21 protein-coding genes and 1 other annotated feature are annotated in these 25,221 nt (G+C 44.6%); of the genes, 8 read left to right on the top strand and 13 right to left on the bottom strand.

The genetic code is table 11. The features are described 5' to 3' along the window. The first annotated feature begins 64 nt into the window (after positions 1 to 64). On the top strand, positions 65 to 865 hold the full coding sequence (hisJ, locus tag QOZ98_RS16470; RefSeq protein ID WP_308788409.1) for a histidinol-phosphatase HisJ: 801 nt from the start codon (positions 65 to 67) through the stop codon (positions 863 to 865). A 55-nt stretch (positions 866 to 920) separates the two neighbouring features. Further along, complete coding sequence (locus QOZ98_RS16465; RefSeq protein ID WP_308788408.1) at positions 921 to 1,400, top strand: GAF domain-containing protein; 480 nt, start codon at positions 921 to 923, stop codon at positions 1,398 to 1,400. Between the two features lie 60 nt (positions 1,401 to 1,460). On the opposite strand, the gene megL is transcribed toward QOZ98_RS16465, so the two are convergent. Next, the gene (megL, locus tag QOZ98_RS16460) at positions 1,461 to 2,669 is read right to left on the bottom strand and encodes a methionine gamma-lyase (RefSeq protein ID WP_308788407.1); all 1,209 of its coding nucleotides are present in this window, start codon (positions 2,667 to 2,669) and stop codon (positions 1,461 to 1,463) included. 453 nt (positions 2,670 to 3,122) lie between these two features. Here megL and rpsD point away from each other — a divergent pair, with 453 nt between their 5' ends. Beyond that, positions 3,123 to 3,725: a 30S ribosomal protein S4 gene (gene rpsD / locus QOZ98_RS16455; RefSeq protein WP_142829379.1), complete on the top strand. Its 603-nt coding sequence runs from the start codon at positions 3,123 to 3,125 to the stop codon at positions 3,723 to 3,725. 376 nt (positions 3,726 to 4,101) lie between these two features. Here the strand turns inward: rpsD and QOZ98_RS16450 are convergent, their stop codons facing one another. Further along, positions 4,102 to 4,944: an STAS domain-containing protein gene (locus QOZ98_RS16450; RefSeq protein WP_308788406.1), complete on the bottom strand. Its 843-nt coding sequence runs from the start codon at positions 4,942 to 4,944 to the stop codon at positions 4,102 to 4,104. A gap of 348 nt (positions 4,945 to 5,292) precedes the next feature. On the opposite strand from QOZ98_RS16450, the gene QOZ98_RS16445 reads away from it, so the two are divergent. Further along, entirely contained in the window at positions 5,293 to 6,099 is an 807-nt protein-coding gene (locus tag QOZ98_RS16445; RefSeq protein ID WP_308788405.1) for a cobalamin-binding protein, read from the top strand. A 147-nt stretch (positions 6,100 to 6,246) separates the two neighbouring features. Here the strand turns inward: QOZ98_RS16445 and tyrS are convergent, their stop codons facing one another. After that, positions 6,247 to 7,512 carry a tyrosine--tRNA ligase gene (gene tyrS / locus QOZ98_RS16440; protein ID WP_308788404.1) on the bottom strand — a complete coding sequence of 422 codons (1,266 nt, stop codon included), beginning with the start codon at positions 7,510 to 7,512 and terminating at the stop codon, positions 6,247 to 6,249. Between the two features lie 76 nt (positions 7,513 to 7,588). Continuing rightward, positions 7,589 to 7,777: a binding site (T-box leader), on the bottom strand. Positions 7,778 to 7,882: 105 nt separating this feature from the next. Here tyrS and QOZ98_RS16435 point away from each other — a divergent pair. Continuing rightward, the gene (locus QOZ98_RS16435) at positions 7,883 to 10,903 is read left to right on the top strand and encodes a transglycosylase domain-containing protein (RefSeq protein ID WP_308788403.1); all 3,021 of its coding nucleotides are present in this window, start codon (positions 7,883 to 7,885) and stop codon (positions 10,901 to 10,903) included. A 92-nt stretch (positions 10,904 to 10,995) separates the two neighbouring features. On the opposite strand, the gene acsA is transcribed toward QOZ98_RS16435, so the two are convergent. Further along, the gene (acsA, locus tag QOZ98_RS16430; RefSeq protein ID WP_308788402.1) at positions 10,996 to 12,714 is read right to left on the bottom strand and encodes an acetate--CoA ligase; all 1,719 of its coding nucleotides are present in this window, start codon (positions 12,712 to 12,714) and stop codon (positions 10,996 to 10,998) included. A 168-nt stretch (positions 12,715 to 12,882) separates the two neighbouring features. Between acsA and QOZ98_RS16425 the strand changes: the two genes are divergently transcribed. From QOZ98_RS16425 to QOZ98_RS16415, 3 genes are read left to right on the top strand one after another with little or no spacing between them, the layout of a single operon-like run. After that, positions 12,883 to 13,515 (top strand): GNAT family N-acetyltransferase, encoded by a 633-nt coding sequence (locus QOZ98_RS16425; RefSeq protein WP_308788401.1) that lies wholly within the window; start codon positions 12,883 to 12,885, stop codon positions 13,513 to 13,515. A gap of 23 nt (positions 13,516 to 13,538) precedes the next feature. Further along, on the top strand, positions 13,539 to 14,183 hold the full coding sequence (locus QOZ98_RS16420; protein WP_308788400.1) for an acetoin utilization AcuB family protein: 645 nt from the start codon (positions 13,539 to 13,541) through the stop codon (positions 14,181 to 14,183). Further along, positions 14,180 to 15,331 (top strand): acetoin utilization protein AcuC, encoded by a 1,152-nt coding sequence (locus QOZ98_RS16415; RefSeq protein ID WP_308788477.1) that lies wholly within the window; start codon positions 14,180 to 14,182, stop codon positions 15,329 to 15,331. Before QOZ98_RS16420 ends, QOZ98_RS16415 begins: the two co-directional genes overlap by 4 nt. 189 nt (positions 15,332 to 15,520) lie before the next feature. Here the strand turns inward: QOZ98_RS16415 and ccpA are convergent, their stop codons facing one another. From ccpA to QOZ98_RS16370, 9 genes are all read right to left on the bottom strand, one after another. Next, entirely contained in the window at positions 15,521 to 16,519 is a 999-nt protein-coding gene (gene ccpA, locus QOZ98_RS16410) for a catabolite control protein A (RefSeq protein ID WP_308788399.1), read from the bottom strand. Between the two features lie 100 nt (positions 16,520 to 16,619). Then, positions 16,620 to 17,705: a bifunctional 3-deoxy-7-phosphoheptulonate synthase/chorismate mutase gene (locus QOZ98_RS16405; RefSeq protein WP_308788398.1), complete on the bottom strand. Its 1,086-nt coding sequence runs from the start codon at positions 17,703 to 17,705 to the stop codon at positions 16,620 to 16,622. A gap of 170 nt (positions 17,706 to 17,875) precedes the next feature. Next, positions 17,876 to 18,205 carry a bacillithiol system redox-active protein YtxJ gene (ytxJ, locus tag QOZ98_RS16400; protein ID WP_142829404.1) on the bottom strand — a complete coding sequence of 110 codons (330 nt, stop codon included), beginning with the start codon at positions 18,203 to 18,205 and terminating at the stop codon, positions 17,876 to 17,878. Between the two features lie 16 nt (positions 18,206 to 18,221). Next, positions 18,222 to 19,046 (bottom strand): YtxH domain-containing protein, encoded by an 825-nt coding sequence (locus QOZ98_RS16395; protein WP_308788397.1) that lies wholly within the window; start codon positions 19,044 to 19,046, stop codon positions 18,222 to 18,224. 39 nt (positions 19,047 to 19,085) lie between these two features. Further along, positions 19,086 to 19,577, bottom strand: a complete 492-nt coding sequence (locus QOZ98_RS16390) for a DUF948 domain-containing protein (protein ID WP_308788396.1) — start codon at positions 19,575 to 19,577, stop codon at positions 19,086 to 19,088. A gap of 134 nt (positions 19,578 to 19,711) precedes the next feature. Beyond that, a complete protein-coding gene (murC, locus tag QOZ98_RS16385; protein ID WP_308788395.1) occupies positions 19,712 to 21,025 on the bottom strand; it encodes a UDP-N-acetylmuramate--L-alanine ligase in 1,314 nt (437 codons plus the stop codon). A gap of 157 nt (positions 21,026 to 21,182) precedes the next feature. Beyond that, positions 21,183 to 23,747 carry a DNA translocase FtsK gene (locus tag QOZ98_RS16380; RefSeq protein WP_308788394.1) on the bottom strand — a complete coding sequence of 855 codons (2,565 nt, stop codon included), beginning with the start codon at positions 23,745 to 23,747 and terminating at the stop codon, positions 21,183 to 21,185. A gap of 6 nt (positions 23,748 to 23,753) precedes the next feature. Beyond that, positions 23,754 to 24,362: a YtpR family tRNA-binding protein gene (ytpR, locus tag QOZ98_RS16375; RefSeq protein ID WP_308788393.1), complete on the bottom strand. Its 609-nt coding sequence runs from the start codon at positions 24,360 to 24,362 to the stop codon at positions 23,754 to 23,756. Further along, positions 24,359 to 25,174 (bottom strand): DUF1444 family protein, encoded by an 816-nt coding sequence (locus QOZ98_RS16370; RefSeq protein ID WP_308788392.1) that lies wholly within the window; start codon positions 25,172 to 25,174, stop codon positions 24,359 to 24,361. Before QOZ98_RS16370 ends, ytpR begins: the two co-directional genes overlap by 4 nt. Between the last annotated feature and the right edge of the window lie 47 nt (positions 25,175 to 25,221).

Genomic DNA, 25,221 nt, shown 5'->3' with positions numbered 1-25,221 from the left:
TATGTTTGCGAAATTAGAAGAAAAGCGATTATATTTTTTAATAAACAGAAATGAGGGTAACTTTATGAAACGAGATGGTCATATTCATACACATTTTTGTCCTCACGGGACAAAAGACTCAACGGAACTTTATATTGAAAAAGCAATAAAGTCCGGCTTTACGGATATTTCTTTTACGGAACACGCGCCGCTCCCCTCTAATTTTACAGACCCTACTCCAATGAAGGACAGCAGCATGCGTTTAGAACAGCTTTCACCTTATATGCGTGAAATTAATCGCCTAAAGGCTGCTTACCAGCAGGATATCCGTATCCGGGTTGGCTTGGAAATCGACTTTATTGCTGGATATGAAAAAGAAATAAAGTTTTTTTTAGATGAAATTGGCCCCTCTCTCGACGACGCCATTTTGTCCGTTCATTTCCTCAAAGTCGGCAATCAGTATTACTGTGCCGATTACAGCAAAGAAGTTTTTGCCGAACTGGCTGATGCCAGTGGTTCTGTCGAGGCCGCCTATAAGCTTTATTATGATACCGTGAAAGCTTCCATACAGGCAGACTTGGGACAATTCAAACCTAAGCGGATCGGCCATCCGACTTTGATCCATAAATTTCAATTGGCGCATGGCGAGACAATAGATGACAGTCCGCAGGTTCAGCACGTTCTGCAGTCCATGAAGAAAGCCGGCTGCGAGCTGGATGTTAACGGAGCCGGCTTTTCAAAACCCGATTGCCTGGAAGCATATCCGCCGCTCTCTTTCATCGAATATGCTAAATCTCTGGGCATCCCGCTGGTCTTCGGCTCCGACGCTCATAATGTCAATGGCTTGCATAAGCATTACGAGAAATTTTATACTTATCTAAGTTGAATGGTTTCTGCAGATCAAGTTTATCCAAAACAAAAAATGAAATGAGGTTATACAATTGTTTACACAAACAGATTACAGCGGCAGCCGCTTAGATCAATACAAGATGCTATCGAAGCAATTGGATGCATTGCTGGAAGGCGAAAAAAATAGCATTGCCAACTTGAGCAACGCCTCTTCTTTGCTCAATCAATTTCTTGAACGCACAAACTGGGTCGGCTTTTACTTGATGGAAGACGGAGAACTTGTGCTCGGTCCTTTCCAAGGTCTTCCGGCATGTGTACGGATTCCCGTCGGCAAAGGGGTTTGCGGCACAGCTGTTGCAGATAAGAAGACTATGCTGGTAGAAGACGTTCAAGCATTTCCTGGCCACATTGCCTGCGATGCGGCTTCCCGTTCTGAAATCGTCATTCCGCTTATGAAAGAAGATCAGGTGATCGGTGTCCTGGATATCGACAGCCCAGAGCTGAGCCGTTTTACAGAAGAAGACCAACAAGGTCTTGAACTTTTTACTGAAGTTTTAATGAAGCATCTTTAAAACAGCAAGACCCGGAACTCGAAATTCGAGTTCCGGGTCTTTTTTTCAAACCATTGCCTATTATATTTCCTGCAGTTTCGGTTTTACTTGTTCAAACGCTTTGGTTAAATCCTCAATCAAGTCGTCCGGATGCTCTAATCCGACTGACAGCCGCACTAAAGAGTCGCTGATGCCCATGGCCTTCCGTTTTTCCTCGGGCACAACCGCGTGGGTCATCGTCGCCGGATGCTGAATCAATGTTTCTGCATCCCCTAAACTCACCGCAATCTTGATGAGCGATAAAGCATTTAGGAATGCTTGTGCTTCTTTTTTTCCCCCACTGATTTCAAAAGAGATCAACCCGCCTCCTTGCCGCATTTGCTGCTTGGCAATTCTAACTTGCGGATGCCCATCATCGTATGGATAATAAATCTTCTCTACCATTGCTTGTTGTTCCAAAAAGCTAAGCACGGTTTTAGCATTGGCAACATGCCGGTCCATCCGCACATGCAAGGTTTTCAGCCCTCTCAGCAATAGCCACGCGTCAAAAGGCGACATGATGCCGCCCACGTCTTTTTGCACCGTCATCCGGATATGCTGCATTTCTTCCGAGTCACGTCCTACCAAAATTCCTCCAACCACATCCCCATGGCCATTCAAGTATTTGGTTGCACTGTGCAATACAAAATCCGCGCCCATCCGCAACGGATTTTGCAGATATGGCGAACAGAAAGTGTTATCTACCACCACTCGAAGATTGCGTCTTCTCGCTACCGCCATCACTGCCTCTAAATCAACCAGTTCCATCGTCGGGTTGATCGGCGTTTCCACATAGATGCAAACCGTTTCCGGCCTGATCGCCCGCTCGACTTCCTGTTCGGTTGTCATGGAAACAAGATCATGTGTGATCCCGTACTTTTCTTCCATAATTCCAAGCAAGCCATACGTACAGCCGTAAATTCCTCTCGAGCAGAGAACGTGATCACCAGCTTTGGTCAAATAAATCAAAATGGCGCTGACCGCAGCCATGCCCGATCCGAAAGCCAGTGCACCTTCGCCCCCTTCAATCTCTGTCATCCGTTCCTCCAGCACGCGAACTGTCGGATTGCCAAGCCGTGAATAAATATTGCCTTCACACCTTCCTGCAAACCGATCTTCCCCTTGTTCTGCATTGGCAAAAGAATACGTTGAAGTTTGATACAACGGTGTGACCAGGCTGTCTTGATGGCCAGCACTGTCATAGCCTTTGTGGATCACCGCTGTTTCAAGATGCATGCGTTTCCCTGTCATAAAATTCACCCCTTAACCAAAATAGAAAGCGCTTACATTATTACCTAATTTCATTCTACCTTGAACGATATAAAAAAGGAAGCCGCCACTTTCTAAACGTATCTGCGGATCTTTGTTGACTTGAGTGTTCGAAATCGGTTATACTATGCTTTGTGTAAAATAATCGCAGCAGTTGTATGTGCGTGTTCGTCCATTTTATTCCTCATAAGGAAAGCGTAAGCGCCCATTCAGATTCGAGAGGCGTAAGACGGTCCGGTGAAGCGGCTTGTTTTCAACCGCATAGCCGTAGTGGCTTACGACCCGAGAATCTGGGTGCTGAAGGCTAGACAAGCAGGTGTATCGTGTAACTCTTTGGCTGCTGAGCGAAGGTACAAGAATATAAAATGGCTTGCAGCATGAATGCATCTGGTTTTTATTTTACTCTAAAAACCAAAAACAGAGGAGGAGACTTATATGTCTCGTTATACAGGTCCATCATGGAAACTGTCACGCCGTTTGGGAATTTCTCTTACAGGCACAGGTAAAGAATTAGAAAAACGCCCTTACGCACCAGGTCAACACGGTGCTAACCAACGCAGAAAAGTTTCTGAATATGGTTTGCAACTACAAGAAAAACAAAAACTACGGTTCATGTACGGAGTTAACGAACGCCAGTTCAAAACTTTGTTCAACAAAGCCGGTAAAATGCCTGGTAAGCACGGTGAAAACTTCATGATCCTTCTTGAAGCTCGCCTTGATAACGTTGTTTATCGTTTAGGCCTTGCGCGCACTCGTCGCCAAGCTCGCCAAATCGTAAACCACGGCCACATCCTTGTTGATGGCAAACGCGTTGACATTCCGTCATTCAGCGTGAAACCAGGACAAACAATTGCTTTCCGTGAAAAATCAAACAACCTTGATGTAGTAAACGAAGCAATCGAAGTAAGCAACTTCGTTCCTGAATACGTAACTATCGATACTGATAGCAAAACAGGAACATTCGTACGCCTTCCAGAGCGCAGCGAATTGTCTGCTGAAATCAACGAACAATTGATCGTTGAGTACTACTCACGTTAATTTAAAATTTTCGTGAATGGTAGTTTCGAAAACCCTCAAAACCTTGTTCATTCAATGGTTTTGAGGGTTTTTTGTTTGCGCTTTTTCAGGAGGCTTATTTCTAGTTCTGCAAACAAACTACCGGATTGCGCAAACAACTTTCTTCATAGCGCAAACAAACTGCATTATTCTGCAAATAAAATGCAGATTCTGCAAACAAGTAGAGCTTTTCCGCAAACAAACGAGTGAAATGATAAAAACACACGATTCTTCTTAAATTGCACTTCAATAAAAGCCGTTATTCGCACAAAGCGTGTGGCAAATCGGTTCAGCCTAAGTTCCAACAAAAAATCCCGGGAGCCACGCAGCTCCCGGGATTCTCACTGTATTCAATTACTCAGACCAAGTGGACTCTGTGGTGCTTCAGCGCTTGGGCGATTGTGTTGTAGACTTCAATGTCGACAAATTTGATGCCAAGCTGCACGGCTGTTTGCGCAATGACAGGGCTGATTCCGGATAGCGCCACTCGCACCCCGATAATTTCCAATCCTTTAATCAATTGAAAAACCTGCTGGGCAACCATTGTGTCGATCAACGGAACACCCGACAAATCGATAAACAGTTTTTCCAGATTGTGCTTAGAGCTTTGTGCCAATGCTTTTTCAAACATAATTTCTGCCCGGTGCGGCGTAATTTCGCCGATCAATGGCAGCATGCCGGTTTTTTCAGCCAGCAAAATAACCGGAGCACTCATTTCGATAATCATTTGCTGCTGCGAATTCATACGCTCCTCGGCAGCTTTCGAATTTTTGTCCGTAAACTCAACAATGACTTTGCTGATGGTCTCAACAACTGCTTTTGTCCATTGAATCAGCTTTTCTTGGCTAATTTGTTCTTTATTAGTTAAAACATACTCTCCGATTTCATCCAAATATTGCTGCTGTGTCCGAAAAAACTCTTCTATGACTTCCACAATCGGTGTATCAAGATGGGCATCATCTTTTGCAATTGTTTCAATCCAATCTTGAAAGCCCGTTTTAAACTCATTGCTGTCTTTTTCGAACATGGCGCAAAAGCGAAGATGGAATTCGTGATTTTGTTTTTTTAACAAATCCACTTTTTCCGGATCGGTCAAACCGTAAACGCCAGCTTTACTTTTATCTAATGAACGATACCAATCCTCAGTCATTTTCCAGGTCCGTGTGCTTAAGTGTTCAAACAAATCTTGGTCTTTCAACATTTAACAGCCATTGCATCCAATCGGCAAATAATCTTTGCATCATTTAACATTGCAAGATTTTGCCGCCTATTTCGCAATAGCTTCCACCCCGCTCTCGCTTAGTAATTTCACTCTCGTTATTCACTGGAGTGCATTAATTTCCATTTACTCTTCTCACTATGCTTACCCAATTTTATACAGATTAAACTCTAGTTGTTGCTTTGCCGTCCCTCTTTTCATAGGAATCGGACAGGAAGCGGACATTTTAAAGTGTGCTGTCTTTATCATACTTGGTTTAAACTATTTCATCAATCGACATTAATGTTTTCTGCATACATGGTAAACTGGAATAAACGGAGGTGGAACTGGATGCGAATAGTTTCAATTTGCCCAAGCAATACGGAATTACTGGCATTTTTGGATGCCGAACATTTACTGGTCGGCATAGATGATTATTCTGATTGGCCGAAAGAAATCACGGCATTGCCAAAGTTGGGGCCTGATTTATCGATCCGCATGGACGAACTGGAAGCTTTAAAACCTGATTTGGTTCTGGCATCACTGAGTGTGCCGGGAATGGAAAAAAACGTGGATGAACTGATTCGAAGAAAAATTCCTCATCTTGTTTTAAATCCCCAAACTCTGGACGACATTGGGGAGGACCTCTTGAAAGTAGCCGGTGCCTGCGGAATAAATGCTGCAGCTATCCACGCCGAGTACATGGATGTGATTGAAGAAATCAAAACAAGAGGACAGCAAGCGGCAACGCGCCCTTCCCTCTACTGGGAATGGTGGCCAAAGCCGGTCTTCACTCCAGGAAACATCAATTGGCTGTCAGAAATCAGCCGCATGATTGGCGCCCGCAACTCTTTTGATGATACGGATTCCGCCAATATCCAAACTGATTGGGCCGATGTACTGAAACGGCAGCCTGATTATATTCTCCTCGCCTGGGTTGGCGTTTTAACCGCCAAAGTCAAGCCGGAACTTGTCAAAAAACGTCCCGGGTGGACTGATATGAAAGCCATCGACCATGTACATGTTATGGAAGAAGAATTGTATTGCCGTCCTTCTCCCCGTCTGATTGAAGGAGCTATCCGGCTAGGCAAACTGATTCATCCCTCACAATTCGAGGACATGCAGTTGCCGCGTTTCATTAAAGAGAAGCAAGTTTGATTAAGCAAAAAGAATGACAGCAACATCAACTATTCTCCATTCTGATAACCCAAAAAGCCGTCCAATCCAGGACGGCTTTTTTGTTCCACTATTCCAAACTGCACGCGAGCTTGGTCGCTGCTCCATACTTTCTACATTAAAAGCAGCTTACTGAAATTGCACCATATGGTATTTCTTTTTGCCCCGGCGGATAATGGCAAAAGCATCTTCCAACCGATCTTTTTCATCGACAATATATTCCAGATTACTCACTTTTTCGCCATTCACAGAAATCGCGCCATTGGCAACGTCTTCCCGCGCCTGTCTTTTCGATGAAGAAATTCCGGCTTCCACTATCAAGTCAACAATGGATTTGCTTTCTTTAGCCATTTCCACCGAAGGCACATCCTTAAAAGCAGCTTTCATTTCTTCTGCAGACAAGGCTTTCAAGTCACCGCTGAACAAAGCTTTGGTAATGCGCTGTGCATCAGCAAGCGCTTCTTCGCCATGAATCAGTTTCGTCATTTCTTCGGCCAATGTTTTTTGGGCTTTGCGCAAATGCGCTTCTGTTTGGACTGCTGCTTCCAACGCTTCAATTTCTTCACGGTTGATGAATGTGAATATCTTCAAGTATTTGATCACATCAGCATCTGCTGCATTGATCCAAAACTGGTAAAACTCATACGGCGTCGTCTTTTTCGGATCCAGCCAAACAGCTCCGCCAGCCGACTTGCCGAATTTCGTGCCATCCGCTTTTGTTACAAGCGGGATGGTAATGCCAAACGCTTTGGATTCCTCGTCATGCGTTTTGCGAATCATTTCAAGGCCAGACGTAATATTGCCCCATTGATCGGATCCACCGATCTGGATGCGGCAATTGTGGTGGTTGTATAAATGGTTGAAATCGATCGCTTGGATAATGGTGTAGGAAAACTCTGTAAACGAGATGCCGGTCTCGAGCCGTGAAGCGACTGAATCCTTGGCAAGCATGTAATTTACCGAAATCAATTTGCCGTAGTCGCGCAGGAATTCAATGACGCTCATTTGTCCGATCCAGTCCTGATTGTTTACCATTTTTGCCCCGTTCTCGGATTGGAAATCAAAAATCTGTTCCATCTGAACTTTGATGCCTTCAACATTGCGGTCGATCTGCTCAGTTGTCTGCAGCTGGCGTTCTTCGTTTCTGCCTGATGGGTCGCCGATCATGCCGGTGGCTCCTCCGACCAATAAAATCGGCTGGTGTCCGTGCATTTGAAAGCGGCGCAATGTCAACAGCGGAACAATGTGTCCAATGTGCATGCTGTCTGCCGTCGGATCCACTCCGCAGTATAAAGAGATTTTCTGCTCATCAAGCAGCTTCTCCATTCCTTCTTCGTCTGTCTGCTGGTAGAGCAAACCACGCCATTGTAAATCCTCAATCAATTCGTTAGCCATTCCAATTCCTCCTTAAAATTATAACGCCTTGAGAGCCGGCAAAAACCACATAAAAAAGCCCCTGCATGAAATATCATGCAGGGACGCAATTGCGCGGTACCACCCAGCTTGGAGAATAGTTCTCCCTCTCATCATGTGCCAAACGGGGCACTTCCGTAAACTCCAGACCTGTAATTCGGTTTGTGTATTTTGACCGGTTTGCACCACCCACCGGCTCTCTGAAACAAAATCGCACGACCTACTTCGGACCCTTCAACGTTTTGAATATGAAATATACTAGTAGTTTACTTTATTATTTAACATTGTCAATAAGTTTAGATGGAATTATAAGAATATGATATACTATAAAGGATTTTAGGAGGGCGATAACGTGCGTGAAAAAATTAAAAATTGGATAGGTAAGGCTGAAGATACAACCGATAGATGGACTTCAACAAAATGGTTCAAACGCATGAGCATAACGACAGGGGTCATTTGGAATTTAGCATTGATCCTGGCCATTGTTTTGGTTACAGGCGGAGTTTTCGCCGCATCTGTCGGGGCCGGCTATTTCGCTTCGCTAGTGGACGAACAAGAGCTCCGCACCGAAGATGAAATGCTCAGTGAAATCTACAGCTTTGAAGAAACGTCCGAACTGTATTTTGACAATGAAGTATATCTTGGAAAGCTTCAGACCGATTTGGAGCGTGAAGTCACAACATTGGACAACGTTTCCACCTACGCAAAAGATGCAGTTTTGGCTACAGAAGATGAATATTTTCTTGAACACGAAGGAATCGTGCCAAAAGCGATACTTCGCGGCCTTTTTCAGGATGTCTCGAATTCAGACAGCCAAACAGGCGGCTCCACTTTAACACAGCAATTGATCAAAAATCAGATTCTGACAAATGAAGTATCCTACGAGCGAAAAGCAAAAGAAATCCTTCTTGCGATGCGCCTGGAAAAATTCATGACAAAAAATGAGATCATGCAGGCTTACTTGAATATTGTTCCTTACGGCAGAATTTCTTCCGGCGCCCATATCGCCGGCATTGAAACCGCATCAAAAGGAATATTCAACGTATCAGCAAGCGAACTGAACTTGGCGCAGGCGGCATTTGTTGCCGGCATCCCTAAAGCTCCGTATAGTTATACTCCGTATGTTGAAGGCGGGGACCTAAAAGACGAAGCAGGATTGAAACCGGGTCTTGATCGGATGAAAACCGTTCTTTACCGAATGAAAGAAACCGAATATATCACACAGCAGGAATACGATGAAGCTATTGCATACGACCTTGTGGCTGATTTCCGTCAAAACGAATCTCGTTCTTATTCCGACTTTCCATTTGTGACAGTCGAAATAGAAAAGCGTGCATCCCGGATCATCATGGATGTATTAGCGGAACAGAATGGCATCGATCCTGCAACACTTGAAGAAAACGATAAATTATATGAAGAATATGCAATTCTTGCAGACCGTGCAGTCCGTTCAAACGGCTACCGAATCCACTCTACTATTGATAAAGAAGTTTACCAAGCACAGGAAGAAGCCCAAAAATCCTATGAATCATATGGTACTACTGTAGGAGGCACAGGGTTGAACGACGCTGGAGAAACTGTCGACAAGCAGTTCCCTGTTCAGGTCGGCAGCATAATGATCGAAAACGGAACCGGACGCATCATCAGTTTCGTAGGCGGCCGTGATCATGAAACCGAGAACTTGAATCATGCCACTTCTGCCTACCGCTCGATGGGTTCTACTGTAAAACCATTATTGGTATACGGCCCTGCAATTGAGTTGGGTCAGATTGGTGCGGGCTCTCCTCTCGTTGATGTCAAGTTCGAGCACATGGACGGTGATACAATGTGGGAACCTACAAACTTTGTCCCAACAAGTGAGCAAGGCATCATGCCTGCCCGTGATGCTTTGGCACAGTCCCAAAACTTGCCTACACTTCGCCTATTTGCGCAGATTCAACAGCAAATGCCCATCCAGTATATGATGAACGCTGGATTCACGCGTGTTGAAGAAGCTGAGAACAATAATTATTCTTCTGCTCTTGGCGGAGGAATCGAAGCATCTGTAGAAGAAATTACGAACGGTTATGCAATGATTGGAAACAGCGGACAATATGTAGAAACTACTATGATCGACAAAATTGAAGACGCGGACGGCAATGTCATTTATGAGCATGAAGCAGAAGCACAGGAAGTATTTTCACCGGCGACTTCCTATGTGCTGACAGATATGCTGCGGGATGTCTTTAATACGGATCGCGGAACGGCAAACCGCGCCAATAATTTATTGAATTTCAATGCTGACTTTGCCGGTAAAACAGGTACTACACAAAGTACAACGGATGTTTGGTTAGTTGGCTACAACCCGAATGTCACCATGGGTGTATGGCTAGGCTATGATTCTGAGGAATTTACGCTGTCACGCTTTGAAAATCGTGATTTGCCGGCTTCTCTTCGCGTCAACCAAGTATGGGCGCGTTTGATGAATGCTGGTTATGATGCCAGTCCTGACCTGGTCGGGACTGCAGAGGAGTTCGAACAGCCTGAAGGAGTCGTCACAGAAGCATTTTGTGGGATTTCTGGACTAGCTCCGGGCAGCGCCTGCCAAGATGCTGGACTTGTTCGTTCGGATTTGTTTAACGCCGAAGCAATGACACCAACAGAAGCAGACGACAGCTTAACAAGCGGTTCGTTTACTACAATTAATGGCAAACGCTATGCCGCTTTATCCAACACGCCAAGCGAGTTTGTCTCAGGCGGCGGCATCGCTGTGTCAGAAAAATACATCGATCGTATGATGGCTCCATTCGGTGGAGACGCCGGCAAGCTGTTCCCTGGCAATTCAAAATTCTCTTCGGTTGTTTCAGGAGCTACTTTCGATGCAGACGGCTCTTCACCTGGAGGAGTCCGGACTGCCATTAGCGGCAATTCCATCACCTGGACCGACTCAGGTTCGAATGATGTAGTTGGATACCGGGTTTACAGAGGCGGTTCACGTGTCGCTTCCATCTCAGAAGCAAGAGGCAATTCGTACTCTGCTTCTGGACCAGGAAGTTATACAGTAGTAGCGGTAGACATTACGGGCAGACAATCGGCTGCCTCAAACACTGTCAGCATCGCTGCACCAAGACCTGAACCGGAACCTGAACCGGAACCGACGCCGCCACCTGAAGCTCCGCCGGAAGAGGAACCGGAAGAAAGAGAACCTGAACCGGAAGCAACTCCACCGGCTGAAGAGGAAGCAGAAACTCCTCCTGCCGCTGAAGAAGAGGAAGCTCCGCCGGAAGAAGAACCCGCAGAAGAAACTGAAGAGCCGGTCGAAGAAGAACCTGCTCCAGAAGAACCTGAGGAACCGGAAGAACCTGAAGAGCCTGCTGAAGAAGATGCAGCTTAACACAGGTAAAGCCCGATTCGCCTAGTTGGCGAATCGGGCTTTTTCCATTGCAAAAAAAAGCGGTTGGATAAATATCCTGCCGCTTTTCAGTATCAATCTTCCATTGTAGACAAATCGCCTGTCGGCAAATCCAACTCCCAAGCTTTCAAAACTCGGCGCATAATTTTCCCGCTTCGAGTTTTTGGAAGCTTATCTTTAAACTCTATTTCACGGGGAGCTGCATGGGCAGCCAGCCCTTTTTTGACGAATTGCTGAATATCCTGCACCAATTCCTCTGACGGCTCATATCCATCAACCAACGCAACAAATGCTTTAATGATTTCACCGCGGACAGGATCCGGCTTGCCGATCACGCCTGCTTCTGCAACTGCTGGATGTTCCAGCAATTTGCTTTCTACTTCGAACGGTCCAACGCGTTCACCAGAAGTCATGATGACATCATCTACCCGTCCTTGGAACCAGAAATAGCCTTCTTCGTCCATATAAGCTGAATCTCCTGAAACATACCACTTATCCTTCAGGAAATAGGAATCGTATTTTGCCGGATTGTTCCAGATCTGGCGCATCATCGACGGCCATCCTTTTTCAATCGCCAAGTTGCCCATTTGATTCGGCGGCAGTTCATTGCCCTGGTCATCGACAATTGCGACTTTGATGCCCGGCACCGGTTTGCCCATAGAGCCTGGCTTTATGTCCATCGACGGATAGTTGCAGATGGTTTGTGCACCTGTTTCTGTCATCCACCACGTATCGTGGATGCGTTTATCAAAAACTTGAGCTCCCCATCTGACCACTTCGGGATTTAACGGTTCCCCTACTGACAGTACATGGCGGAGAGTCGATAAATCGTAATCCTTCACTAAGGCATCGCCTGCTCCCATAAGCATGCGGAATGCAGTCGGTGCGCTGTACCAAACAGTCACGCCAAAATCTTCGATTGCTTTATACCAGCCATCCGGAGAAAATCGGCCCCCTAGAATGACAGTGGTGACCCCATTCAGCCACGGCGAGAATACACCATATGCCGTTCCGGTTACCCAACCCGGATCTGCCGTGCACCAGTAAATATCGGTTTCATTAAAATCCAAAACCCATTTGCCCGTCTGGTATTGCTGCACCATTGCATATTGGGCATGCAAAACACCTTTTGGCTTGCCAGTAGAACCCGACGTATAATGCAGTACTAAGCCGTCTTCTTTATCAAGCCATTCGGGTTCAAACTTATCGGAACTGTTCGGCAAATGCTTCATCACATCAATATGGGCTTCCCGCTCTTCAATGTTTTCTCCCACCAGGTAAATAGTTTCCAACTTAGGCAAACGGTCAAATGGCACGCGCTCCAGCAGCTCTGGTGTCGTGATGATTGATTTTGCTTCGCTGTCATCAAGACGGTCGTAAATAGCCCCTTCCATAAATGCTTCAAATAACGGCCCTACAATCAGCCCCTTTTTCAGCGCTCCAAACATCAAGAAATACAATTCGGGAGAACGCGGCATGAAAATAAAGATCCGGTCTCCTTTTTTCAGATTCGAAGTCGATTCGAGCAAGTTTGCTGCACGGTTGGTCATGCGCTTCATTTCGTAAAATGTATAAGATTCATTTCTGTTCTGATCTTTATAATAAAGCGCGACTTTGTTTTTTCGGTAGGAGTCGGCATGCCGGTCAATCGCTTCATGAGCCATATTGACTTTGCCGCTTTCATACCAACTAAACTCCTTCTCAACTTCTGCCCAATCGAAGCTGGCGGCAATTTCTTCATAATTATGTAATTGATGATTTCCTTGTCGTGCTGGTAACGCTTCCACTTTCATCCTGATCACCCTTTCGCATTGATTACTTTATATTCTACAACATTGCCACAAATGATTGCGAATTATTTTAACTTTTTAGAAAATATAGCTTATTTCACCAGCTTTTTTCCAAATGGCCTTTTCGTTCATGTATACTATAGCTAATTGTATCCTACAGGTGGTGAAATGATGGAACATAAAAAAACGTACAACTCCGTGGAACTGGAAACTCAGCACGGCACTTTAATCATTGAAGGCCCTATTCCCGGAAAAGAATTGAGCGAAATGGATTTTCATGAAGACCTGGTTGCATTCAGGCCGCCCGCTCAGCAGCACAAGGCTATTTCGGAAATTGCGGACTTGCCAGAGGGCCGAATTTTAATTGCCCGGGAAGGCAACACGATCGTGGGCTATGTTACATTCCTTTATCCTGATCCCCTTGAACGCTGGTCGGAAGGAAAAATGGACAACCTGATCGAACTTGGAGCGATCGAAGTCATTCCCAAGTACAGAGGCAGCGGCGTCGGCAAAACCTTGCTTAAGGTGTCGATGCAGGACGATGCCTTTGAGGATTTTATCGTCATTACAACCGAGTATTATTGGCACTGGGATTTAAAAGGTACAGGTTTGAATGTATGGGAATACCGTAAAATCATGGAGAAAATGATGCAGGCTGGCGGGCTGGAATACTACGCTACCGACGATCCGGAAATCAGCTCGCACCCGGCAAACTGCCTGATGGCCAAAATTGGCAGCCGCGTTGACAATGAATCGATCCAAAAGTTCGATCAGCTGCGATTTATGAATCGTTATATGTATTGAGTTAACACAAAAGGGGTGTTCTTATGTTAGTGGAAGAAATTATGAAAACCGATGTCCATACGCTGAGATCTGATCAAACAGTTCAGGATGTTATGCATCTATTCAAAGAACAGCGTATTCGCCACGCACCAGTCGTTGATGATGGCAAAGTGGTGGGCATCGTCACAGACCGCGATTTAAAAGATGCGGTTCCTTCAAGATTCACTGTTGCGCCAAAAGGCGAGCCTTATAAAAAGAATGTTTCAGAAATTATGACGCCCAACCCAATAACTGCCCACCCTCTCGACTTTGTAGAAGAAGTGGCGATGATTTTTTATGAACAGAAGATCGGCTGCATTCCCGTTGTCAGCAATGACAAGCTTATCGGATTCCTGACAGAAACAGATCTTTTGTATACGTTTATCGAACTGACCGGCGCACACCAGCCCGGTTCGCAAATTGAAGTGCGTGTAAAAAACCGATCCGGTATCCTGTACGAAGTTTCGAAAGTATTTCATCAGCAGAACGTCAATGTGCTGAGTGTCCTCGTTTACCCCGACAGAGAAAACAGCAGCAACAAAGTTCTTGTTTTCCGCGTTCAGACGATGAACCCACTCGCCATCATAAACGACCTGCGTAAAGAAGGATTCGATGTCCTATGGCCAAGCATGCCTCAAGTGAACGAATGAAACATGCGGTATTCATCTTTTCAGAAGATCAATTGGGGTATAAATTTTCTGAAACTCATCCTTTTAACCAGAAAAGGCTCGTTTTGACCATTGATTTATTAAAAAAAATGAATGCGCTTCCAGATGATTTAATTGTTCCTGCGAGGATTGCCACTGATGAAGAATTATTGCTTGCCCACGATGAGCGCTATATCGATATTGTCAAAAAGGCAAGCCGCGGCGAAGTGACACCGGAAGCCGGCGAAAGCTACGGCATCGGCACTGAAGATACGCCAATTTTTGAAAATATGCACGAAGCCAGTGCCCGGCTCGTCGGGGGAACATTGACGGCTGTCGATTATGTCATGGAAGGCAAAGCACAGCATGCGCTAAATTTGGGCGGCGGCCTTCACCACGGCTTCCGAGGCAAAGCATCCGGCTTTTGCATATACAACGATAGCTCGGTCGCCATCAATTACCTGAAAACCAAATACAATGCCCGTGTGCTGTATATTGACACCGATGCGCATCATGGCGATGGAGTTCAATGGAGTTTTTACGATGATCCCGATGTCTGCACTGTCTCGATCCATGAAACGGGCCGCTATCTCTTTCCGGGGACTGGCAATATCAATGAACGCGGCAGTGGCCAAGGATACGGCACTTCTTTCAACTTTCCGATCGATGCGTTTACAGAAGATGAATCTTTTCTCGAAATCTACCGTACATCCATGAAAGAAATTATCGAATTCTTTAAGCCGGATGTCATCCTAACGCAGAACGGAGCAGACGCCCATTATTTGGACCCTCTGACCCATTTATACGGGACTATGAATATTTACAAGGAAATACCCAGAATCGCTCACGAACTCGCTCATGAGTATTGTGAGGGCCGCTGGATAGCCGTTGGCGGCGGCGGGTATGATATTTGGCGGGTTGTCCCCCGTGCGTGGTCTCTCATTTGGCTGGAAATGAACAATTTCCCAATCCCTTCCGGCAAATTGCCCGAATCCTGGATAGAACAATGGCAGCCGGAATCACCGGTCAAATTGATCGATACGTGGGAAGATCCACCGAATATGTATCAAGCCATTCCCCGTAAATCAGAAATTACCGATAAAAATCTTCAAATGCTTAACAAAGCTTTATACATGATTCGCAACAATTAAAAGAATACAAGCAGAAAACAGTGCCAACGGGAATAATTCCATTGGCTCTGCAGCTTTACTAATAGAAATTAAAATAGAAATTAAAAAATAAGTTGTTTATATTGAACAATCAACTGCGGAAAACGACAAAAGCTGACTGGATTTTCATCCAGTCAGCTTTTGCAATTACTATTTAAGCGGAATTCGCTATTAATCGTTTTTGGTCGATTGTCTTTCTTCGATGCGGTATGGAAGAATGACTTGTTTTTCTTCAATTTCTTCATTGTTCATATACTTTGTCAATAAACGCATAGAGACCGCACCAATATCATACAGCGGGAATGCGACAGATGTCAGCATTGGGCGTGCCATGCGCGCCAGCTTGGAATTTTCATAGCTGATGACTTCTGCATCTGAAGGTATTTTTTTACCCTGTTCTTCCAAACCATGTATTACCCCGATTGACATCTCATCGTTGCTGACAAAATAAGCTGTCGGCTCGAATGGCGCCAAAGTTTGAACTGACTCCATTCCTTCATCGTAAGAATTGTTGCATTCCACGACCAAATTCTCATCATAATCGATTCCTGCATCCGCCAAAGCCTCTTTATAAGCTTTCAACTTGTATTCTTTGTTAATCATTGACGTTAACGGACCTGAAACAAAAGCAATTTTCTTATGGCCATTTTCAATAAACTTCTTAACAGCCTCATAAGCAGCACCGTAATAGTCAATGTTAACCGAAGCAATCGCTGCAGATTCGTCAATTGAACCCGCCAGGACGATTGGTGTTGGAGAACGTTCCATTTCATAAAGAAGTTCAGTTGAAATTACATCACTCATAAAGACAATTCCATCTACTTGTTTTCCGAGCATTGTCTCCAATAACTGAAGTTCCTTATTTTGGTTCTGATCCGAGTTCGATAAAATGATGTTGTAGCGGTACATTGTAGCGATATCTTCAATTCCACGGGCCAATTCAGCATACATGCTATTGGAAATATCGGGTATGATGACGCCGACCGTCGTTGTCTTCTTGCTTGCAAGTCCACGAGCAACAGCATTTGGACGATAGCCCAATTCTTCTATTACTTTCAGTACTTTCTTTCTTGTGGCAGGTTTTACGTTTTGATTGGCATTCACTACACGTGACACAGTAGCCATCGAAACGTTCGCCTCTCTTGCCACATCGTATATCGTAACGGTCATTGTGCGCCCTCCTTTTCCAGTCTTTCTCTAATCATACGACAAATTCTTCAATAATATCAACTAAAAAAAGAAAAGCCGGAGTTTATCCGGCTTTTCAAGCTTATATTTTCAATTCATACTGTTTCATGAATTTCATTAATGCATCGTAGTATTCATCGAATTGGCCTAAATCCATTTGCTGTTGAGCATCGGATAATGCTACTGCCGGATCCGGATGAACCTCAGCCATTACGCCATCTGCTCCAATTGCGATCGCAGCTTTAGCTGCTGGCAGCAATAGGTCACGGCGGCCTGTTGAGTGAGTCACGTCAACAAATACCGGAAGATGCGTTTCTTGTTTCAAGATTGGCACTGCAGAAATATCAAGTGTGTTGCGAGTCGCTTTTTCGTATGTGCGGATACCGCGTTCACAGAGGATGATGTTTTCATTTCCTGAAGCGATAATGTATTCAGCTGCGTTGATGAATTCTTCAATAGTTGCCGACATACCGCGCTTCAATAGAACCGGTTTGTTGATCGAACCCACTGCTTTCAGCAATTCAAAGTTTTGCATGTTGCGAGCTCCGACTTGGACCACATCTACATAATCAAGAGCAGCTTCGAGATGTCCTGGCGTTACGATTTCTGAAACAACAGCTAGATTGTACTGGTCCGCAGCTTTTTTCAGCATTTTCAAACCATCTAATCCAAGACCTTGGAAATCGTAAGGCGATGTACGCGGCTTGTAAGCTCCACCACGGATCATTTTCAAACCTTTTGCTCCAATAGCTTCTGCAACTTTTGAAACTTGCTCTTGTGATTCTACTGCACATGGACCGAAGATGAATGAAGGATCACCAGCACCGACTTGTTCACCGTTAATAGTGATAACAGTATCTTCGGCTTTCTTTTTACGTGAAACCAATAATGCTTTACGTGTATCTTCTTCTTGCATATTCAAGGCCGATTTGAAGATTTCTTTGAAAATATGATCAACAGTCTTCTGTTCTAACGGACCGTCATTATTATCTTTCAGCAAGTTCAGCATGTGGCGTTCCCGCAACGGATCGTAACGGTCAACTCCTTGCTTTTCTTTCAATTTTCCGATGTCTTGGATAACGGAAGCTCTCTCATTGATCAGAGACAGAATCTGCAGGTTGACTGCGTCCACTTTTTCTCTTAGTTGCTCTAACTCTAAATTACTCATTCTATAACTTCCCCTTTCGCGAATTACCTTTTGCAGGTGACTCATATTATCATGATAGGACTATTATAAGCAAACAATTCGGGAAAGTCACGGAAAATATTTTAGCGCTTCAACGCGCTAAAGTGTTTTTTAAACAAAAAAAGCCGAAGCACCAAGGCTTCGGCTTTTTCTCAGGCAATAAATTCCTGCATAGATTGTCTTTTAATCTTGTTATGGGAAGCGTGCCAGTCTACTTTTTGACTCGTAAAATGGAACAATTGGGGCGATTCATGCTTAATACCCGTTATCTCTTCAATTGCTTGAGAGAATTCGCGATCTTCCTGTACCACTAGATACAAAAAGATTTGGTTGGGATGCAACGAGCAATATTCGTTAAACTCATTCCACGCTTCAGCTGATACCGGACATGTACTGCTATGCTTAAACAGCCAATAATGCTGATTATGCCCCACTGCCTGTTTTAAACTGTCCAGACTGTTCACTTGCACTAAGTTTTTCATCTAAACCGCTCCCAGATTAATTCTTTTTGTTGAAGTTGTTGCTAGTAGACGAGCTGTTGCTTGATGCATTTGATGATGATTTGTTGCTGTTGTTGCTGTTATTGCTGTTGTTGCTGTTGTTGCTTGAATTTGACGACTTATTGCTGTTGTTGTTGCTGCTGGTCGTATTTGGACCTTTGCTTGAATTTGCTGTGTTGCTGTTCGTGCTGCTGCCTGTGCTGCCAGCTGTTGATGAAGTTGAATCTGATTTCTTTTCTTCCTTAACTTCTTCAACCGCTTCTTTTAAGGCATTGGCAGTAGAAGTGAATGCGTCAGAACCTTTATTGTCTGATTTGTTCGGAGTGTTTTGAACAGTTGAATGGATGTCGATTGACTCTTCTCCTTCTGAAGAAGCAGTGCCATCGTCCATAGGCGAGTTTCCGCCTTTCAGGTTTTTCACTTTATCAACCACTTTAGTGGACTGGTCTTTTAATTGCTGCGCAAAGCCAGCTGAATCATCATTAGACGAATCCGACTGCTGAGACGCTTTTTCTTTCAGCGTAGTAGCTTGCGTCTTTAAATCAGCCTGGAATTCTTTGCCGGATTTAGGTGCCAGGAATAATGCAGCGGCAGCTCCAACAATCCCGCCTACTAAAATTCCAACTAGGAAACTTGAGCCTCCACCTGATTCTTCGTAATCGTAAAGATCGTCGTAGCGGTTAGAAGCTCCGTATGACTGTGGTACATAATCGCTCTGCTGATAATTCTGGCCGCTGTTCTGGCCGCCTTGCGAATAGTAATCCTTGTTATACTGTGAATCGTTGAAGTTGGATTGATTGTAATAATCTTTGTTTTTGCTCATTAATATTACCTCCGTTTAATTTTAGTAGTAAAACTGATCTTAATATTGTTCGTTATGCGGTAATTTCTTTTGCTCTGGTACTGGTGCATATGCTGCATTTGCACGAGTTTCATAAATTTTGCGTTCGTTCCATTTGTCACGGATACCCATGACTACGTTGCCCCATTGTACTACTTGAGCAATCTTGTCTTCATTCTGTTCGACCTGGACACCGACTTTTGAAGTGATGCTGCGAACTGTAGAGTTCAGATCAGTAACAGAGTTGCCGACGCCTTTCACTGCGTCTACGACACCATTCAACTTTTCTGACTTTACTTGAATGTCTTCAGCAAGTTCATTTGTTTTATGCAAAAGATTCGTCGTTTCCAACGTTACCCCCTGCAACTGATTTTCAAGACCAGCTACGGTGCCTGAAACTTCTTTCAATGTGTTTTTCAACGAATTTAATGTGATTGCCAACGCTACGCATAGAACTAAGAATCCAATAGCGGCTACGATCGCGGCAATGTAAAGCAAGATTTGCCAATCCATCCTGTTTCCTCCTTTTAGCGAATTATGTTATATCCTTTTTCTACCCTTGATGAGTTTGGATTAAACACGGTCTCTATATATTATTCAACAAAAACAATTAAATTCCTGCATAAAAAAACAGTTTAACCCGAAAGTTAAACTGTTTCTCCTGCATTTAATTCATTTTCGAATGCTTCCTGGAATTTGGTGACATCTCCTGCGCCCATAAACAGATACACGGCATTGCCATGCTGTCTCAAAGATCCTACTTCGTCCAATACCAACAACCGGCTGCCATCAATTTTCTCTGCCAAGTCCTGTATTTTTAAGGTTCCGGCTTTCTCACGGGCAGAGCCGAAAATGTCGCACAAGTATACATGATCCGCTTCAGTAAGGCAATCCGCGAATTCCTGCAAAAATGTCTGTGTACGCGTGAACGTATGCGGTTGGAAAATCGCAATAAGTTCCCGCTCCGGATATTTCTGGCGAGCAGATTGAAGAGTTGCACGGATTTCTGTCGGGTGGTGTGCATAGTCATCAATTAAAATGCGGTCACCGATCGATGTTTGGGTAAAGCGCCGCTTAACGCCTTCAAAGTCTTCGAACTGCTGCTGGATAATATCCGCTGGAATGTTTTCGTAATGACACAATGAAATTACAGCCAAAGCATTCAGAGTGGCATGATCGCCAAACATCGGAATCGTGAACGTATGAAAAAACTCATTGCGGATGACTACATCGAAAGTCGTTCCGGCTGTCGTCTTCACTACATTTCTCGCCTGGAAATCGTTTTCTTCACCAAATCCGTAATAAACAACAGGAATTGGCGCTTGAATTTGCTGAAGGTGTTCATCATCTCCGCAAGCAATGATGCATTTTTTCACTTGCTGAGCCATTTCTTCAAACGCCTTAAAAACGTCATCGATTCCTGTGAAATAATCCGGATGATCATAATCGATATTAGTCATAATAGCGTAATCTGGATGGTAGGCAAGAAAGTGGCGGCGGTATTCACAGGCTTCTGCCACGAAGAAATGAGAATCTGCCTGGCCGACGCCGGTTCCGTCACCGATTAAATAAGACACGGGCTTGTATCCTTCCAGTACATGAGCCATTAAGCCCGTAGTAGAAGTTTTGCCATGCGCTCCCGTAATGGCGACCGAAACATATTGCTTCATCAAATCACCTAAAAACTGGTGGTAACGAATAATGGTCGCACCTAATTCACGCGCTTTGACCAATTCAGGATGATCATCGCCAAATGCATTTCCTGCAACAATGGTCATATCTGTTTTGATATTGTTGGCGTCAAACGGCAAGATAGTTATGCCTCTGTCCCGAAGCCGGTCTTCAGTGAAAAAATGCTGTCCGATATCTGAACCTTGAACGTGTTTGCCCATATCATGCATGATTTGCGCAAGTGGACTCATACCAGAACCTTTAATTCCGGTAAAATGTAAAACTGTCATAAATGAACCTCCTGTGGGAGCTGAAAATTAGTCTACACAAATCGCCAGGCGAGATCTGTAGCTGATGAAGATAAACATAATGTAATATTATATCATATATTTACTACTGGTTGAAATGAGCCAGTATTCTTTATATTCAATCGATCTATCCGAAATCTTAATGAAACACTTCTTCAATATCGGTTTCTGTGATCAATACCGAACGGGCTTTGCTGCCGTTCTGCTCGGAAATAAAACCATGCTGCTCAATTAGATCCATCAATCGGGCTGCACGATTATAGCCGATATGGAACTTCCGTTGCAGGAGAGAAGTCGATGCGCTGCCCTGTACCATAATAAAACGGCATGCCTCTTCAAACAAGTCATCCTGTTCACCCGGAGATTCGCTTCGCTTGATCAATTCCTCTTCTTTAAAAAAGTATTCAGGCTCCCCTTGCTGCCTCACATGCTCAATGACTTTTTCAATTTCATCATCGGTTACAAATGTGCCCTGCAATCGGCTAGGTGCTGACATCCCGTTGCCAAGATACAGCATGTCCCCTCTTCCGAGAAGGCGCTCCGCTCCTTGAGAATCAAGGATAGTTCGGCTGTCCACTTGTGATGAAACGGAAAACGCAATGCGCGTTGGAATATTGGATTTAATCAATCCCGTAATGACATCAACAGACGGACGCTGCGTCGCAATTACCAGATGGATTCCGCAAGCACGGGCTTTTTGTGCAATGCGGCAAATTGAGTCTTCAACATCGGAAGGTGACATCATCATCAAGTCCGCCAACTCATCTATAACAATCAAAATATACGGAAGATGCTGCGCAAAATCCCCTTTGTCTTTTACCAGCTTATTATACCGGCTGATATCGCGGACACCGCTATGGGCGAATAATTGGTAGCGGCGCTCCATTTCTTCAACGGCCCACTTCAGCGATGCAGTTGCCGCTTTGACATCTGTGATGACCGGGCTGACAAGATGTGGTATGTGATTATATGGCGCCAGCTCAACCATTTTTGGATCGATCAGCAGCAATTTTAGATCTCTCGGTGATGATTTGTACAGCAGGCTGACCAATAATGAATTGATGCAGACAGATTTTCCAGAGCCCGTAGCTCCTGCGATTAAGCCGTGCGGCATTTTTCGCAAATCCAATGTCACCGGTTTGCCTGTCAAATCCAGTCCAAGTGCTGCTTCTAATGGAGAATCTGAATCCTGGAATACAGGACTGTTGATTATTTCTGAAATTCTCACAGCACGGCTCGTGCGATTTGGAATTTCAATGCCTATGGAGCTTTTGCCGGGAATCGGGGCTTGAATCCGAATATCCCGAGCAGCCAAAGCCAATTTCAAATCATCCGCCAAATTGCGGATTTTGCTGACTTTGATGCCTTGGGCAACCTTTAACTCAAATTGTGTAACGGCAGGCCCTTGGACCGTACTGAGAATTTCGGCTTTGATCTGGAAATAAGACAAAGCTTCGATCAGTCGGACTCCCTGTTCTTCCATCCACTCTTCGTCTTTCCGATCGTTTTCGGGTGCCATCAAATATTCCAACTGCGGCAATTCGTAGGCTTTGGACTCGCCACTAGCCACCAAATTCAGCGAAATTGGTGGCTGTTCAGCTGAATCTGCCGTTTTTTTTTCCGCACTTTCAGCCGGAACTTCGGCCACTTCACGAATTGGTGCGGCAACTGGCTGTGATTTAGCTTTGTTTTTCAATAGTTCCTTGTCTGACTTGAGCATCAAAACATTGAACGGCACGGTTTTTTCACGCTTCGGCTCATATTGTGATTTTGTTTTTGTATCCACTTTCCATGCAGTAGATGACGGGATTTCCGGATTTGTGTCGTTTTGCAGCTCACGCTCTGTTTCCGGTTCCTTTTCTTCCTCAAACGCCAGGTCAGTCTCCCATTCTGGTTCTTGCTGCAGTTCCGGATCTGAATCTAGTTCTGATTCCGGTTCCGGCTCTGTTTCATTTACAGAAGCCCATTCTTTGTTGTCTGCAATTTCCATTGCTGAAGATTCTATATGTACCTGGCTTGTTTCGGTTGTATTTTTTTCCGTTTCAATTTCCGGAGTTTCAGCCTTTTTCACTTCAGGCGTTTCAACTGAAGGAGGTTCTTCAATTTCCGGCATATCTTGTGTTGTTTCATGAACAGGCTGCTGTACTGCTGGCTCTTTATCAAAAATTGGTGCGAACTCGTGTTCAATTACAGGTCTTGGTTTATGCCAGCCAGCTCTTGCTCTTTCTTGGATCGCTTCATCATGCAGTTCACGGTTGTATTTACTTTCTCTTTCTTCGGTCATTTTTTGGGTTGGTGCAGGGCGTGCCGTGTTATAGCCATAAACCGATGACACGGAACGGCTTGGTTCGAAACGGCGTGCCGTATTGACAGGCAGTTCTGCAGCTTTACGTTTTGCAGCTGCTGCCGAAGGGCGTACGGGTGCCTCTTTTGGCCCCATAATCGGTTTTCCAGCAGGAAGTTCAGACTCTTTCCGAAGAATCTCTCTTTCCCGCTCATCAAAAATCGGCATCTTAGGACGGATTTCTGCGCGTTTTACATCATGGATAAAATCGTCTTTTTCTTCATCCGGAATTACCGGAAAGCGAAAAGGCGCTTTTTCTTTTTTTGCTGCCGGGGGTGGCGTTTCATAGATGGCCTCTTCTTCGACTTCGTCAGCATCATCTGTGAACATGCGGTTCCATACGTTTTTAATCCAGCTCATTTCGCGTCACGCCTTTACTTGGAAAGCTGAACCGATTTCTGCATCTTCAGGCAGCACAAAAATGCCTTTTTCCTGAGGTGCATCCGGCAAAGCCAATTCTTTTGCTGAACAGATCATACCGGACGATGCCACTCCCCGAAGTTCCGCATCACGTATGACCATTCCTGAAGGCATAACAGCTCCTACTTTTGCCACAACCACTTTTTGCCCTTGTTCGACGTTTGGCGCACCACAGACAATCTGCAGTTGCTCTCCGCCGACAGAAACCTGGCAGACATTCAATTTATCGGCATTTGGATGCTTTTCTTTTGCTTCCACAAAGCCCACGACAAATTTCGGTGAGAAATCCACTTCCAATGTAATATCAATATCGTTTTTCGCAAGAGCGTTCTGCAAAGAAGTCACAAGCCCTTCTGACAGTTCAACTTGCTCCCCTTCCGGAAGCTCTGTGTAGCTTGAAGCATTGAATAAATTGAACCCGGCAATTGTGCCGTTTTCATCTTTAATTAATGTTACGTCTCCCGATTGCTCAGGATGGATTTTTTCAGGAGTTTCTGTTTGCAGTTGAACCAGCAGCACATCGCCAATTCCCTGCTTATTATAGAATACATTCATTTTTTATCGTTCTCCTCATTAGGTCTATTTTTAGCCATGATGAAAATTGGCTCGAGTTCGTCATTTTCATAAATGAACGACAAGGAAGTGATCGGCACTTTGCCATTCGTAAAGAAATGCATGGCCATTTGTGCAAGCACATCGTATCCCGTTTCATTTTGGATATCACCAATGATCAATACGTCCTGGTGGGGCACGGATACGGTCATATCTCCGGTAATTTTTGCTTTCATTTCTTTCAGGAAAGATTCATTTAAAATTCGTGAAGCGTCATAGCCGTCATTTTCGTTGAGAAAATAAAAAATATTGCCGGCAACATGGTCTTCTTTTACAGCAGTTTTCAATTTTTTCACTTGAAACTTCGCAATTTCCTTAATCTGCTCTTCTGACAGACTTAATGAATTTAACACATTTTCGTCAATTAAGCGATAGGTAGTGCCAGCATCCAAAGCAAAATAGATGCGTGTTTCGGCGGTATGGTCAGCGGTAATGAACCGGTGGCCTTCGTTGGATTCGATTGGAAAAGAAGTTGAGCGAATGACAGGGAAAATTTGTTCGGTTGATTTCATTTCACCTTTTGCTTCCCGTTCCATTGCATCGAACGTTTCCGTGATTGTATAGACGATCTCCTGGATTGCTGCATCGCCATTCGCTTCGAATCGGTTGATCACTTGCGGCAAGGAGATGCTGATGCCTTTGCCGATTTCCTGATGTCGGATATGTGCTGTGTCGTTTTCCCGGTCATAGCGCCATTCCAATTGGCGGCTTGGCATCCGCTCTCTAAGTATATTAAAAAGTTCAGTAGATTTCATCGTTGTTTTGGCCTCGCTTTCATAAATAAACGGTTCGGCCTAGTCTA

Source organism: Planomicrobium stackebrandtii, assembly GCF_030814955.1.
GTDB lineage: Bacteria > Bacillota > Bacilli > Bacillales_A > Planococcaceae > Planococcus > Planococcus stackebrandtii.
The sequence above is the reverse complement of the archived record's forward strand: the minus strand, read 5'-3'. Positions and strand labels throughout refer to the sequence as shown.